General features: G+C 43.2%; 11 protein-coding genes. 4 read left to right on the forward strand and 7 right to left on the reverse strand.

What is annotated here, in order from left to right; genetic code table 11:
• The 3 genes from A4G17_RS08725 to folA form a co-directional block, all read right to left on the reverse strand.
• A complete protein-coding gene (locus A4G17_RS08725; RefSeq protein WP_123955972.1) occupies positions 1-732 on the reverse strand; it encodes a (Fe-S)-binding protein in 732 nt (243 codons plus the stop codon).
• Positions 733-862: 130 nt separating this feature from the next.
• Entirely contained in the window at positions 863-2,458 is a 1,596-nt protein-coding gene (locus A4G17_RS08730; RefSeq protein ID WP_123955971.1) for a lactate permease LctP family transporter, read from the reverse strand.
• A 192-nt stretch (positions 2,459-2,650) separates the two neighbouring features.
• Complete coding sequence (gene folA / locus A4G17_RS08735) at positions 2,651-3,136, reverse strand: type 3 dihydrofolate reductase (RefSeq protein WP_123955970.1); 486 nt, start codon at positions 3,134-3,136, stop codon at positions 2,651-2,653.
• 71 nt (positions 3,137-3,207) lie between these two features.
• Here folA and proB point away from each other — a divergent pair, with 71 nt between their 5' ends.
• Genes proB through nth form a run of 3 tightly spaced genes read left to right on the forward strand, consistent with a single transcriptional unit; the run spans position 3,208 to position 5,777 of the window.
• Positions 3,208-4,311, forward strand: a complete 1,104-nt coding sequence (gene proB, locus A4G17_RS08740) for a glutamate 5-kinase (RefSeq protein WP_123955969.1) — start codon at positions 3,208-3,210, stop codon at positions 4,309-4,311.
• 11 nt (positions 4,312-4,322) lie between these two features.
• Complete coding sequence (locus A4G17_RS08745; protein ID WP_123955968.1) at positions 4,323-5,090, forward strand: TSUP family transporter; 768 nt, start codon at positions 4,323-4,325, stop codon at positions 5,088-5,090.
• Between the two features lie 51 nt (positions 5,091-5,141).
• Positions 5,142-5,777 carry an endonuclease III gene (gene nth, locus A4G17_RS08750; protein WP_123955967.1) on the forward strand — a complete coding sequence of 212 codons (636 nt, stop codon included), beginning with the start codon at positions 5,142-5,144 and terminating at the stop codon, positions 5,775-5,777.
• A gap of 89 nt (positions 5,778-5,866) precedes the next feature.
• On the opposite strand, the gene topA is transcribed toward nth, so the two are convergent.
• Positions 5,867-8,476 carry a type I DNA topoisomerase gene (gene topA, locus A4G17_RS08755; protein ID WP_123955966.1) on the reverse strand — a complete coding sequence of 870 codons (2,610 nt, stop codon included), beginning with the start codon at positions 8,474-8,476 and terminating at the stop codon, positions 5,867-5,869.
• Between the two features lie 283 nt (positions 8,477-8,759).
• Here topA and A4G17_RS08760 point away from each other — a divergent pair, with 283 nt between their 5' ends.
• Positions 8,760-9,650: a LysR family transcriptional regulator gene (locus A4G17_RS08760; protein ID WP_123955965.1), complete on the forward strand. Its 891-nt coding sequence runs from the start codon at positions 8,760-8,762 to the stop codon at positions 9,648-9,650.
• 101 nt (positions 9,651-9,751) lie between these two features.
• Here the strand turns inward: A4G17_RS08760 and A4G17_RS08765 are convergent, their stop codons facing one another.
• Genes A4G17_RS08765 through ttrB form a run of 3 tightly spaced genes read right to left on the reverse strand, consistent with a single transcriptional unit; the run spans position 9,752 to position 14,626 of the window.
• Complete coding sequence (locus A4G17_RS08765) at positions 9,752-12,850, reverse strand: tetrathionate reductase subunit A (RefSeq protein ID WP_123955964.1); 3,099 nt, start codon at positions 12,848-12,850, stop codon at positions 9,752-9,754.
• Positions 12,843-13,895: an NrfD/PsrC family molybdoenzyme membrane anchor subunit gene (nrfD, locus tag A4G17_RS08770; RefSeq protein ID WP_236941004.1), complete on the reverse strand. Its 1,053-nt coding sequence runs from the start codon at positions 13,893-13,895 to the stop codon at positions 12,843-12,845. Before nrfD ends, A4G17_RS08765 begins: the two co-directional genes overlap by 8 nt.
• Positions 13,892-14,626, reverse strand: a complete 735-nt coding sequence (gene ttrB / locus A4G17_RS08775; RefSeq protein WP_123955963.1) for a tetrathionate reductase subunit TtrB — start codon at positions 14,624-14,626, stop codon at positions 13,892-13,894. Before ttrB ends, nrfD begins: the two co-directional genes overlap by 4 nt.
• Positions 14,627-14,740: the final 114 nt, after the last annotated feature.

Consider the following 14,740-nt stretch of genomic DNA (forward strand, 5'->3'; position numbering starts at 1 on the left):
CTATTTCTCCCCCTGCATCAACACTTCGGCAATGTGCATCACTTTCACCTTTTTGCCTTCACGACTTAAACGACCGCCGATATTTAATAAGCAACTCACATCCGCACCGATCAGATATTCTGGCTCAACTTCGCTGATGTTTTTCACTTTTTCAGTCACCATTTCACCCGAAATCTCTGCCATTTTGACCGAGAAAGTCCCCCCAAAACCGCAGCAAGTTTGCTGGTTATGAATTGGCATTACTTCTAATCCTTTTACGTTTTGTAAGAGCTTTAATGGCTCATCAACAATGCCGAGTTTGCGAAATAAGCTGCAAGAGGGGTGGTAGACTGCTTTGCCCGTTAAGGTGGCACCAACATTGGTCACACCAAGCACGTTGACGATAAAATCGGTTAAATCATAAAAACGATCAGCGATTTTTTTCGCACGTGCGGCCCATTGGCTTTCACCAAAACGCTCAAAATATTCAGGGTAATTTTTGATCGCATATACGCAAGATCCTGCGGGAGCAACGATGGGATAATCGTTCACTTCAAAAGTTTCCACTAAATTTTTCATACCACTCAGGGCTTGTTTAGTGTAACCACTGTTTATCGCAGGCTGTCCACAACAGCCTTGTTTTTCAAGAAAGGTGATTTGGCAACCGAGCTTTTCTAACAACAGCACGGTATGCTTTGCCACCCCTGCCTTCACCACATCGGCAATACAGGTGACGTAAAGATTGACGTTCATAAAAAACTCCAACGATGAAAACAAAAAATGAAAATAGGTAAATAAAAATACTGAAATAAGCGGTCAGATTTTGCAAAACTTTTGCAAGATCTGACCGCTTGTTGAGCTTTAAAATAATGGCTCGAAAACGTTAAACATTAAAGAAAATTGGAATAATTGTCAGTGCAACTACCGCTGCGATAATGCCGTAAACAATCATTGGCACAACCGTTTTCTTAATGATTGTACCTTCTTGGTTTTGCATATTTAATACTGAGCTTACTGCAACGATGTTGTTGATACACACCATGTTACCCATTGCTCCACCAACAGATTGCAATGCCAATACTAAACTGGCTGATAAGCCGGTTAATTCAGCAGTTGATAACTGCACGCTACCAAAGGTTAAGTTAGATACCGTATTTGAGCCAGAGAAGAATGCCCCTACCGCACCTAAGTAAGACGCAAATAGTGTCCAGTATTGACCAGTGGCTTCTGCAAAGCTCTTGCCGATAATTTTCACCATCGAGCCATCGCCACCCACTAACATTAATTTCACCATAATCAATGCACCGACAAGGGCAAAGAATGGATTACGAGTTTGTTTAAAGCTGCCCGCAAAGACATCTTTCGCTTTGCTTGCTGATACCGCAAAAACTGGAATTGCGATTAAAACCGTCACCACGAATGGAATTAACGCAGGCACATAAAGTAATTTATAGCTTGCATTAATGGTTGTTCCGAAAATGTTTTTCAGGCTGAAAATTAAACCGTTACTGATATCAAAGGTACCCAATGAACCGATTTGTGCACTTACCCAAGATGTCGCATCGTTCATCATCGCTTTGAATGGTAACTGTTTGATACGGGTAATGATCAAGATCGCAATCAATAGTCCTGTTGGAAATAATGCTTTGATCACTTCACCTTTGCTCACTTGAGAACCCTCTAAAGTATTCTCAACTTTCGCTAAACCAATGCCTTTGTTAGCAACAAAAATAGAGAGCAATAAACCGATCGCCCCACCCACTAATGATGGAAACTCATAGTTGACTTGAGCTAAGAAGAAATATGGCACAACGCAAGCGAAAATACTGATATAGATGAAAGGTAAGTTTTTACGAATATCATCCCAAGACACAATTAAACGTAACGCCATCACTGGAATCACTAATGCAGCGAACGCATGAATGGTCGCCGTCATTGAACCGATTTCTAAAATTTGGCTTTCCGTTAATTTTAATGCACCAAATCCAAACCACGTAGGTGTACCTACCGCACCGAATGATACGGGCACAGAGTTCATCACTAACGCTAACATGGCCACTTTTAATGGGTGGAAACCTAATCCCACTAAAATTGGTGCCGCAATTGCAGCAGGTGTACCAAAACCACTCGCCCCTTCAATCATAAATGCAAACGCCCAACCAATAATCATAATTTGAGCCACTGGATTTGGATTGATGGTACCTAACCATTTACGCAATGTGTTGGTTACCCCTGAAACTTCTGAAAAGCGGTTGAAAAGAATTGCACCAAAAATAACGGTGATTGGTGTTTGAACATCGATCAACGCCGCCATAATATTCGCACTTACGGTTTGAATATCAGTGCCGAAGAAGGCTAATTGAATAATTAACACCACCGCAGCAATCCACGGCAATGCAACATAAGAAGGCAGTGCATTACGTTTTACCATAAGGTAAATCAATAATACGATGGGAAAAATACTGAGAAACAGAGCCATTTTGGCACTCCATAAATTTTAAATACTAAAGATAACGATCCCACATAACTTGTAGGGGGTGCCATTCTATTAAGAAAATGTAAATAAGAAAGTAAAATGTTAGCTTTTTGTGAATTTCATCACAGTTTTTTGAGCTATTCGCTCAAAAAGAAGTCAATTCGAAACGTTTTACTCCATATTTTTGACGCTTGTTTACGATTTTTCTAACACCATAAAACGACAAGGATACACATTTTGCTCATCGACATCTGAAAATTGCTCTTGAATCAGTTTCCAATTATTTTCATCAAACTCGAAAAAAGTATCACCATCAATATTGGCTTGAATTTCCGTAAGGTATAACTTTTCTGCGATTGGCATGGCTTGCTTAAAGAGTTCTCCCCCGCCAATAATCATGATTTCGCCCACATTTGTAAAACTTTTCGCCAAACTGACCGCTTGTTCGAGGCTCTCTGCCGAATAAGCCCCTTCAACGGCAAAGCCAGAGCGAGATAAAATAATATTTGGACGCTTAGGTAGCAATCTCCCAATAGATTCGTAAGTTTTCCGCCCCATAATCACAGGTTTTCCGACCGTATTTGCTCTAAACCACGCCAAATCCACCGGCAAATGCCACGGCATCGCATTATCTTTACCAATTACGTGATTTAAAGTTCGTGCGACAATGATACTAATCATGAGATTCTCCTTTGAAATGAAGGGATTCTAGCAGATAATAGCCACTAATTTCTTCTCAATTTTACCCATTTATGTCTAAAACGATTGTCATTAAACTCGGCACTAGCACGCTCACCCACGGTTCAAAAAGTTTGAGCCGCCCACATATGTTAGAAATCGTCAAACAAATTGCGACGTTACACCAACAAGGTAGGCGAATCGTGGTTGTTTCATCGGGGGCCGTTGCGGCAGGGCGGGATTATCTCAATCACCGCGAACTGCCAAAAACGCTCGCCAGCAAGCAACTTCTCGCAGCAGTCGGACAAAGCCAGCTGATTCAAGTGTGGGAAAGCCTGTTTTCAATTTACAACATCAAAATTGGGCAAATGCTATTAACCCGTGCTGATATTGAAAATAAAGAACATTTTTTGAACGCACGCGATACCCTCACCGCACTACTCGACCAACAAATTATCCCAATCATCAATGAAAATGATGCGGTAGCAACAGCCGAATTTCGCATTGGCGATAATGACAACTTGTCGGCATTAGTGGCGATTCTAGCTGAAGCGGAACAACTTTATTTGCTCACGGACCAAACGGCGATGTTTGATAGCGACCCGCGTAAAAATCCGAATGCAAAACGCTTGGCGATAGTCGAAAAAATCACACCTGAAATTCATCAAATGGCAGGTGGAAGTGGTACAGCTCAAGGCACGGGCGGTATGGCGACCAAAGTATTAGCTGCTGAAATCGCTACACGTTCAGGGGTGGAGACGCTGATTGCTTCGGGCGATCATCCCAATGTGATCGTAGCACTCGCCCAAGGGGCAGAAATCGGCACTCGTTTTCTCGCTCAAAGCGACAAAATTGAAGGTCGCAAACAGTGGTTGTTCGGGGCTGCACCAGTAGGGGACATTGTGATTGATCGCGGAGCTGAAACAGCGTTAGTTAGTCAGTACAAATCACTCCTACCTGCAGGCATAACACAAGTCAAAGGGCAGTTTGCCCGTGGCGAAGTAGTCAAAATTCTCAACGAAAATGCAAAATTGTTAGCATTAGGCATTACACGTTATAACAGTGAAGCCTTAAATCTGATTAAAGGTAAAAAATCCAGTGAAATTGAACGCTTACTCGGCTATGAATTTGGTTCGGTAGCTCTTCATCGTGATGAGATGATTATTCATCATCAATAGGAAATAAATTCATGAGCTTTAGTATTGAAATTCTCTTGCTACTCTTTTTCATCGCCATGTTTGCAGGAACCCTTGATGCCATTGCAGGTGGCGGCGGTTTAATTACTATTCCAGCCCTACTTGCTGTCGGCGTTCCGCCGACAATGGCATTAGGAACCAATAAACTGCAAGCCTGCGGTGGCTCATTCTCTGCGTCTCTCTATTTTATCCGCAAAAAAGCGGTTTCACTCAAGCAAATTTGGCTATTAATTTTGCTGACTTTTATAGGGGCAGCCGGTGGGACGATCTTCGTTCAATTACTTGATGTTAGCCAACTTAACGCCTTATTACCTTTTCTGATCTTAGTCATCGCAGGCTATTTCCTATTTAGTAAAACCCTTAACGATCAAGATCGCCAACAGCGAATCAGCTATACTCTGTTTGCCTTTACTGCAGCAGTAGGCATTGGCTTTTATGACGGCATGTTCGGTCCTGCGACAGGCTCATTTTTTACGCTCGCTTTTGTATTATTACTTGGCTTTAATCTGACCAAGAGTGTGGCACACGCCAAAGTCCTTAACTTTACCTCAAATATTGCTTCACTCATTTTCTTTATGTTAGGTGGTGCAATCTTGTGGAAAGTTGGCTTAGTGATGATGGCTGGGCAATTTATCGGGGGCAATATTGGCGCAAGGTTGGTTGTCACTAAAGGTAAACAGCTTATTCGCCCTTTAATTGTTACTATCTCTTTAATTATGGTCGCAAAAATGTTGTGGGATCAGGGCTATTTTTCATTTTAATCTCCATACAAGCGGCCACTTTTCCTTACTTTTTTACCATTTTAAACATTTATGAATAAACAGAAACGAGTTGAAATTCTCACTCGCTTACGCAATGAGAACCCGCATCCAACGACTGAATTAAACTATAACTCTCCTTTTGAACTGTTAATTGCCGTGATCTTATCCGCACAAGCTACCGATGTGGGGGTAAATAAAGCGACCGCCAAACTTTACCCTGTTGCCAATACACCGCAGGCAATTTTAGACTTGGGAGTTGATGGGTTGAAAGAATATATCAAAACCATCGGACTCTTTAACAGCAAGGCAGAAAACATCATCAAAACCTGTCGGGATTTAATCGAAAAACATAACGGTGAAGTACCACAAACTCGAGAAGAACTAGAAGCCTTAGCTGGCGTGGGACGAAAAACGGCCAATGTGGTGCTGAATACCGCGTTTGGACAGCCGACTATTGCGGTGGATACCCATATTTTCCGTGTTTCCAACCGTACCAACTTCGCTCCGGGTAAAGATGTGGTGAAAGTCGAAGAAAAATTGCTGAAAGTGGTGCCCGATGAATTTAAGGTAGATGTACACCACTGGCTGATTTTACACGGCCGCTACACTTGCATTGCCCGCAAACCACGCTGTGGCTCCTGCATTATTGAAGATTTGTGCGAATATAAAGAGAAAACCGATTTGTAAAATGTTGCTTGAAACTGACCGCTTGCAAGCGGTCAGTTCCGTCTCATTTTTTGCAAAAATAAACGGCACGTTTCTCGTGCCGTTTGTTATTACTTCTTGCGTTCTACCCAGTTACCGTCTAAGTAATCGACAATCCATTTGGTCGCTTTGCCATCTTTTTCCGAAGTCACATACTGGCGTTTTTCCTTACGGCTGAAGCGGATAATCGCTTCATTACCTTCAGGATCAAACTGTGGTGCATCGGCTAGATATTGCAATTTCTCTGGTAAACGCTCACGGTATTTTGTGAGTTCTGTCACTTTTGGAGCACGGCTTTCTCGCGATTTCGGGAAATTATGGGCAGACATAAATACGCCGCTCGCACCATCACGCAACACGAAATAAGCATCAGACTTTTCACATTTCAGCTCAGGAAAATGGATCGGCTCTTCCCGTGGCGGGGCAACCTCGCCGTTTTTAAGAATTTTGCGGGTATTGTCACAGTTAGTGCAACCCATATATTTGCCGAAACGACCCAGTTTCAGGTGCATATCCGCTCCGCATTTATCGCATTCAACAATCGGACCATCATATCCTTTGATCTTGAATGAACCTTGTTCGATCAGATAACCATCACAATTTGGGTTGTTCCCACAAATATGAATTTTACGTTGTGGATCAATTACATAACTATCCATCGCCGTATCGCATTTCGGACAGCGTTTACGCATCATTAACGCATTCGTTTCTGAATCTTCATCTAATACATTGAGTAATTCCGCTTCTGGAATCAAGTTTATCGTGGTTTTGCAACGCTCTTTCGGTGGCAACGCATAGCCTGTACAACCTAAAAATACGCCTGTGCTAGCGGTACGAATTGCCATTTTTCGACCACAAGTTGGACAATCAATATCCGTTTCTACCAAATTATTCGGACGCATTCCTCCTTCTAATTCATCCAGCTCAGCGGTGGTCAGCTTCTCCGAGAAATCGGCAAAGAAGCGATTGAGTTCGTCTTTCCAATTCACATTGCCTGATGCGATTTGATCAAGTACATCTTCCATATTGGCGGTAAAATCGTAGTTCATTAAATCTTTGAAGGATTCATCTAAACGATCGGTAACGATCTCGCCCATTTTTTCCGCATAGAAACGGCGATTTTCTACTCGCACATAGCCACGTTCTTGAATAGTCGAAATAATCGCCGCATAGGTCGAAGGACGACCAATGCCTCGTTTTTCTAACTCTTTTACCAATGCCGCTTCAGAATAACGAGCTGGTGGTTTGGTGAAATGTTGGCTTGGCACAATTTCGTTGAGCGTCAAGGTTTCATGAAGTGAGACTTCAGGTAACTCTTGATCTTCCGCTGTTTTGCTTTGAATTGGTAACACTTTTGTCCAACCGTCAAAACGTAATACTCGCCCTTTGGTTTTCAGTTCATAATCGCCTGCGGTGATAGTCAAACTGGTGGAGTCATATTCTGCCGCAGTCATTTGGCAGGCAAGAAACTGCCGCCAAATCAAGTCATATAATCGCTCAGCATCCTTTTCCATGCCTTTGAGATCTTGCATTGTCACTCGCACATCAGACGGACGAATCGCTTCGTGTGCTTCCTGTGCTTTCTCTTTGCTGGCGTAGAAATTCGGCTTACTCGGCAGATATTTTTCACCGAAGACATTCTCAATATAACCACGAGCCATGGATAACGCATCTTGGCTTAAATTGGTGGAGTCGGTACGCATATAAGTGATGTAGCCTGCTTCATACAAGCGTTGAGCCAACATCATCGTTTTCTTCACACTAAAGCCTAAACGGGTACTGGCGGTTTGCTGTAAAGTCGAGGTAATAAATGGGGCTTTTGCTTTAGATGAAGTCGGTTTTTTGTCGATTTCGCTGACCACAAATGCAGAATGTTGCAAAAACTCGACGGCTTTCATCGCCTGTTTTTGATTCTGGGCTGACCATTTTTTGCCTTTGTAGTGGGTTAAATCCAGATTTAAACCGCCATTTTTTGCCGTGGTTTTCGCTAAGATTTGCCAAAATTCCTCAGGTTGGAAAGCTTTGATTTCACGCTCACGCTCCACCAACAACTTCACAGCTACCGATTGCACTCGACCGGCTGATAAGCCTCGAGCCACTTTTTTCCATAGCAATGGTGACACCATAAAGCCCACTACCCGATCTAAAAAGCGGCGAGTTTGTTGGGCATTTACGCGGTCCATATTGAGCTGTTCAGGTTTCTCAAAAGCTTGTTTGATCGCATTTTTGGTGATTTCATTAAACACCACACGGCTGAAACGCTCATCGTCGCCGCCGATCACTTCCCGCAAATGCCAAGCAATCGCTTCCCCTTCTCTATCCAAGTCGGTCGCGAGATAGATGTGGTCCGCTTTTTTCGCCAGCGATTTCAGTTCAGACACCACCTTTTCTTTACCAGGTAAAATTTCGTAGTGTGCTTTCCACTGATGATAAGGATCGATCCCCATCCGTTTTACCAATGCCTGTCGATCTTTTTCCGCTTTGACTTTGGCTTTTTCTTCCGCACTCAGCCCACGGGTGGAAACGGGCTTCGCTTTTTCGCTTTTCTCTTTTTCACCACCGCTGGTTGGCAAATCACGAATATGTCCCACGCTCGACTTCACCACAAAATCACCGCCGAGATATTTATTGATTGTTTTAGCTTTAGCTGGCGACTCGACGATAACTAACGATTTTCCCATTGAAACACCTAAAAAAGTAGAAATAATAAAAGAAATAAACCAAAAATTATTTCATATTGGTTTATATTTGGTTTGAATTAAAATAAAATGCGTTCAACAATAGCAAGGCTTGGCGGAAAAGACAATAGCAAAATTTGAATTGTCTCCTCCTTACCAATTCGGCTCTTGTTCGTAAGGACAAAAACTTGCGTTTGAGCTTGGCTTTTGTCCCCGTCGGTTTCGCTACGCTCAACACCTTCCCCCGCCAGTGGCGGCAGAATTTATTTCATAAAACGGAAAACTCATGGACAAACTTCACGCAATCAATCTCTTTTGCAAAGTGGTGGAAACCCAAAGTTTCACCCAAGCAGCACAGCAAAGCCAAATTTCATTGGCGATGGCGAGCAAATTAGTGGCACAGTTAGAAGATCATCTCAATGTTCGTTTGCTGCAACGTACCACTCGAAAAATCACTCCGACAGAAGCAGGCTTGCTGTTTTATCAACGCTGTTTGCCGATTTTAAATGAACTCAAAGAAGCAGAGGCCTGCGTAACGAACATCACGTCCAGTTTGCAAGGTAAGCTCACGATGTCAGTGCCGATGGATTTTGGCTCCCGCTTTATCGCTCCGTTTTTGAGCCAGTTCACCCAGCAATATCCACATTTACAGCTTAATTTAGATTTTACCGATCGTCGTGTAGATGTGGTGGCGGAAGGTTATGATTTAGTGCTGCGAATTGGCAAATTGGAAGACAGTTCCATCGTGGCAAAACGTATCGCCCAAGCAAGGTATCTGGTTGTGGCATCGCCTGATTATTTAGCCAAATATGGCGAACCTATCACGGCTTTAGAACTTGAGCAGCATCAATGTCTAGTCTATGAAAGCCAACCCGTTTGGCAGTTTAACGAGAACGGTCATCAGATTAAATTTAAGCCACAAAGCCAAGTGCTGAGCAATAACGGTTATGCGTTGGTACAAATGGCCAAAGCTGGATTGGGCGTGATCAATATCCCCAAATTTTTACTTAAAGATGAATTAGCAAGTGGTGAGCTAGTCCCGATTTTGCACCATGTTGATCAAGCACAGCTCGACATCAGCCTGCTCTATCCGCACCGCCGTTTTCTCTCACCGAAGGTGCGAGTGGCAATTGAATTTTTTGAGCAACTGCTGCAAGAGCAGAAATCCTTTTTGTAACCACAAGCGGTCACTTTCGCACAAAATTTTGCAAGTGTATGGCTGTCATTGGATGTGCAAAACATGTCTTGGAAATGACCGCTTGTCTTTTCAGCGTCTAACTATATTGAGCTCAGTTTTACAATTTTCGCTGGAATGCCTTGCCGAACCGCGGAACCACAGACCCAATCCACCCAAGGGGACGTGATTTCTTTAGTATCATCTAGCAGACCAAGATCATTGATATTCACGCCACGTTGGATTTGGGAATGCCCTTGAATTTCAACGCCATCAATGTGGTAGCTTTCGGCACCGAGCTGCTTGTGACCGTAGCCATGTTCAATTGCAATGGTGCCTTTCACCACTCCATCAATCACCATCACTTGCACATTATCCGCCTGTCCACCTGGGGTAGAAAGCAGGATCAAATCACCATGCTGAATATGATGCTCTTTGGCATCTTGTTGGTTCATGGCAATCATCCCGTTTGGTTTAATACTATGTAATCGCAATAAAGGTGCGGTGATACTGCTCATTAAATTGGACTTAAAAGAGACTAATTTAAACGGCCATTCGCTTGTCGGATAACGGCTTTCCACTCTGCTATTGTCGGCAAATTGTGGTTCAAAATAACGTGGACAACCATGATAGGCTTTACCTGTTTGGGCATGTTTTGCTTTGGCAACCGCTTCATTCCAAATTTGCAGGCAATTTTTCCAGTGCACCGCCATGTTGTCTTCTTTCCAAGCGGTTTTATAGGGGGCAAAACGACCACCTTTGCAGTACACATTGGCAACTTTTAACACTTCTTCAGGTTTTAAACAACGTTCAAAACTCGGCATTAAACGCTGCACACCGGTCAATAGCAGATCTTCTTTTAATGCATCTGGTACAGGCTCTTTGCCATCATAGGCAATATTTGCTGCAGCACGTAGGAAAAAGTCCTCGGCACGATCTAACGCATAGCTATTTTTTTGTTTATCTGCAATCGCATTTTCGCCAAAACCGGGGAGCGACATCGCTTTCGCAAGTGAAATGATAAAATTTTCCATGCAGATCGTTTCTCCTTGTGCGGTTTTCGCATTTGGTGATTGCACTATAGGCCAACGTGCTGTCGACGTTTTGGTCGGCACGCCCGCCCAAGGGGTACTAAACCCCCAACTTTCAAAGTTGTGCGTGTCGGGAACGATATAATCCGCTAAAGCGGTTGTTTCATTCATAAACGCATCAATGGAAATAAACAGCGGGAGAATCTTAGGATCTCGCAATTTGCTGTCGGTAATATGGTGAATCCCTGTCATACCGTATAACGGATTTCCCATATGGTTGATCCACGCTTTCAAAGAATAAGGGTAGCCTTGCAATGCCGATGTGATCATCTCTGACATTTGCCCACCAACAAACGGATACCACGCGGCTTTAGCTGGATAAGGAGAAACGCCCTGTTCAACTTTTTGCTTAAACTCGCTCGATTTTTCATACGCTTTTTTACTACGGGCAAGGTTGGTACCTTTTGGGCTCACCATATTCGGAAAATTCGCGAGATCATAGCGAGGTCCGCCGCCAAAGTCTTTGAATTTTCCACCGCTCATACTCATTCCGCCTTTTTTATTCATATTTCCAACCATGGCGTTGAGAAGTAAAATCGCCCAAGCGGTATAAAATCCATTACTGTGCATCGTACCGCCGTGAGTCACTACGGAAGCTCGATGTCCGTGGGACGTAAATTCTTTGGCCAGTTGGATAATAGTTTCCACAGGCACACCACATTGTTCAGCGTAAGTTTCAAGGCTATGCTCAAAACAAGACTCTTTAAACAGTTGCAAAGCAGATTTGACTAAAACCTGTTCACCATTTAACAAGGTGATGGGTTCTTGCACAAATAGCTCTGCTGCAAGGCTCTCTTTAGCTGCAACAAATTTACCTGTTGCCATATCTTTCACCACAATCTCGCCATCAGCGGGTTTTTCAGGCACATCCATTGCAAAAATATCGTGGGATCTGACCGCTTGTCCATAGCGTTTATGGGTTGGTTCCGCAATAAATAAGTGAGTGGCATTACAAAAACTCACGCCGTTACTTTGCTGCATCGCTTGTTCGCTTGGTATCCGTAAATAATCGGCATTGAAGCGTTCGTTTTCAATAATCCAGCGTAACATTGCTAAAGCTAAGGATAAGTCTGTTCCAGGAATAATGGGAACCCAGCGGTTATTTTTTAACGAGGCACTTGAAGTCAGTTCTAAACGTGGTGCCACGACAACATAATCAAAGTTATCCTCACTACGCTGTTTAGCTAATTGACGGGCTTGGCGTTTAAATGGGTTGCCCGCTTGTGCTGGCGATGTGCCCATAAACAGAATAAATTCGGCATGATCCCAGTCTGGTTTGGCGTGTGAGTTATTCACAAAATCGTTCATAAAGGCACCAGAACCGGCACGATATGAAAGCCCACAGAATGAGCCGTGTGAAGCAAAGTTGATTGTGCCAAAGCTATTATTAGCAAAGCGTTTTAGTAATGGCTGACGACCTTCTGGTCCTGCAAAAGTCACCATCAATTGATTCGCTTTCGAGCCAAAATCAGGGTGAGCACTATCGACTGGTGTTTGTAAGTCTCGAATGGCTTTCAAGCCATCGACATGCCCTTCACCAAATAGATCACCACCGTTTACTACCTCATCAATCAGCTGTTCAAAACTAATGGTTTGCCATTTCCCTTCGCCCCGTTTTCCAACTCGTTTTAATGGTTGGGTGATGCGATAAGGGCTGTTAATGCCATCTAAAAAGGCAGCCCCCCTTGCACAAGCCGTGGAACGATTTTCTAAGCCGCTCTCACCTGCCACGCTCAATTCTGCTTGATGAATCGGTTGGTTAAAATCAAGGTAGTGATCCGATGATAGGGGGTGATAAGGATTGCCGTTAATCCGTAAAACCTTATTCTGTTCCAAATCGACCCTCACGCGTAGTCCACATAATGTCCAGCACCCCATACATTGGGTATTGCATACCACTTGTTGGCTGTTGCTAAGTAGTTGTCCATTTTTCACTTGATACTCTGGGGTAAGTGAATTTCCGTTAATATTATCTTTGGTTTTTTCGCCCGACGTGCCGTTAATAAGCCCTGTGGCAATTTCTTTTACTTTTGGTGAATAGCCCGCAACAAATGCCGCAGCGGAGCCTAAAGCTAAACTACCTTTTAATAAATTTCGACGTTGGTTATTCATGATTTCCCCCTACACGGTGTTGCGATACCAGCCCTTGAGAAAAGAGATGCCAAAAGATAACGCTAATAAAAATCCATAAACTAAATACCGATAAAATGCCAATAGCACCATCAATCTGCCAAGTAAGGTGATAAGGATTCATCAACGCATTATATTTGGCGACACTTTGCACTTGAATTAATAACACCCAACGGAATAGCCAAGTAAAAAGAAGGGCAATAATGACGGTCAACATTGCTGATGAGCGATTGATCGGCAGCATCATTAACAAGATCAAACTGGCTAAACAGAAACAGAGTAAAAGTGGTAAATCACTGAAATACCAAAGTTGGTGTAACTGTTTAGCGGCCTGTGGGCTGGACAGATATAATCCGATTAAACAACCGATAAACACCACTAAACTAACAAGGCTTAAACGTTGATACCAGTCGCCAACTTGTCCTGTTCCAAACCAGTGAACACATACTCGACAAACATATAATGCAGTCGGTAACACACTGAATAATATTAATGGCATTAACCAATAGTGATGCCACAACGGTCTTGCTTCTACTGCAAAAACTTCCATGGTGGTATAAAGCAAGATCAGCCCAGAAAAGAGTAAGGACAATAGTCTGAATACATTTGTCCATCTATCCATATTCAATTTGCCCCAATAGCAAATTTGCAGCCATTTCGGTAAACGTTGTGGCTCAATGGTTTGACGTAACACACAGAGAAAATAGCCACCAACCGCCATAGTAAATAGCGGTAAAAACAGTGCACCCCATGCCATCCAAGACCAAGCGGTCGGATTCAGGTAAAAATTTGCAATTCGGCTAGGTTGATGCAAGTCAGCCGTCAAGGCGACAGGTGCTACAATGGCACAAATGAATCCCAAGCTAATGGCAATAAACTCGTGCCGTAAATTCTTTTCAATACGTGAAATCAATAGCCCAACAAAGACAAACGAAAAGGCTAAACCAATAAAGAAAAAATAACTAACCGCCCAAGGAAGCCAAGCGATTGCTTGTGGCTCAACTAAAATTTCTCGAATAGTCATCATCTTGCCTCCATACCTTGCCAAAGCATTGGTTGCCCATCCACTTGATCAACAAACGCTTGATCAAGACCTAAATAGAACACGTGTGGAATCGTACCTGCATCTGGTTTTAATACCTTTAACTCAGATTTGAACGCCTTAACCATTTTGCTGATCGTGCTGTTTGGATCCGCAAGATCACCAATAATTCTCGCCCCACCCACACAGCTTTCAACACAAGCAGGAAGCAGTCCTACTTCTAAACGATGTGTACAGAATGTGCATTTGTCTGCGGTTTTCGTTTCTTCATTGATAAAACGGGCGTCGTAAGGACAGGCTTGGACACAATAAGCACAGCCAATACAACGCTCATTATTGACGACAACAATGCCATCTTTACGTTGATATGTCGCTTGAACGGGGCAGACTGGCACACAAGGTGGATTATCACAATGGTTACACAAACGCGGCAATAACACATTATTGACCACTTGGTTACCATCTGTGACTTCATATTGACGCACTGTAGTGCGGAATTCACCCAACGGCGAATGGTTTTCTACCGAACAACTTACAGTGCAAGATTGGCAGCCGATACAACGCCGTAAATCGACTAACATCGCATAACGGTGCTTTTCATCGCCATCTCGTCTGGCTGGTTGAAACTGCGTTTCAGCTTGGCTAAACGGAATAACGGCTTGTCCCACCGTTAATGCAGATAAATTTTTCAAAAAAACTCGCTTACTGATTTGCATTACAATGCTCCTTTTCATTCACGAACATCAATTTATTGTGTCATCACACTTTTTCACGTATTGTTAAGCAAGCTACATTAGAAAACCATTGTGGTTTTCCACATACACAACAAG

This window comes from Frederiksenia canicola, from assembly GCF_011455495.1.
Classification (GTDB): Bacteria; Pseudomonadota; Gammaproteobacteria; order Enterobacterales; family Pasteurellaceae; genus Frederiksenia; species Frederiksenia canicola.

Bases quoted from the DNA above. Each gene is read 5' to 3' on its own strand.
- A4G17_RS08725 (WP_123955972.1), bottom strand. From the start codon at position 732: ATGAACGTCAATCTTTACGTCACCTGTATTGCCGATGTGGTGAAGGCA.
- A4G17_RS08730 (WP_123955971.1), bottom strand. From the start codon at position 2,458: ATGGCTCTGTTTCTCAGTATTTTTCCCATCGTATTATTGATTTACCTT.
- folA (WP_123955970.1), bottom strand. From the start codon at position 3,136: ATGATTAGTATCATTGTCGCACGAACTTTAAATCACGTAATTGGTAAA.
- proB (WP_123955969.1), top strand. From the start codon at position 3,208: ATGTCTAAAACGATTGTCATTAAACTCGGCACTAGCACGCTCACCCAC.
- A4G17_RS08745 (WP_123955968.1), top strand. From the start codon at position 4,323: ATGAGCTTTAGTATTGAAATTCTCTTGCTACTCTTTTTCATCGCCATG.
- nth (WP_123955967.1), top strand. From the start codon at position 5,142: ATGAATAAACAGAAACGAGTTGAAATTCTCACTCGCTTACGCAATGAG.
- topA (WP_123955966.1), bottom strand. From the start codon at position 8,476: ATGGGAAAATCGTTAGTTATCGTCGAGTCGCCAGCTAAAGCTAAAACA.
- A4G17_RS08760 (WP_123955965.1), top strand. From the start codon at position 8,760: ATGGACAAACTTCACGCAATCAATCTCTTTTGCAAAGTGGTGGAAACC.
- A4G17_RS08765 (WP_123955964.1), bottom strand. From the start codon at position 12,850: ATGAATAACCAACGTCGAAATTTATTAAAAGGTAGTTTAGCTTTAGGC.
- nrfD (WP_236941004.1), bottom strand. From the start codon at position 13,895: ATGATGACTATTCGAGAAATTTTAGTTGAGCCACAAGCAATCGCTTGG.
- ttrB (WP_123955963.1), bottom strand. From the start codon at position 14,626: ATGCAAATCAGTAAGCGAGTTTTTTTGAAAAATTTATCTGCATTAACG.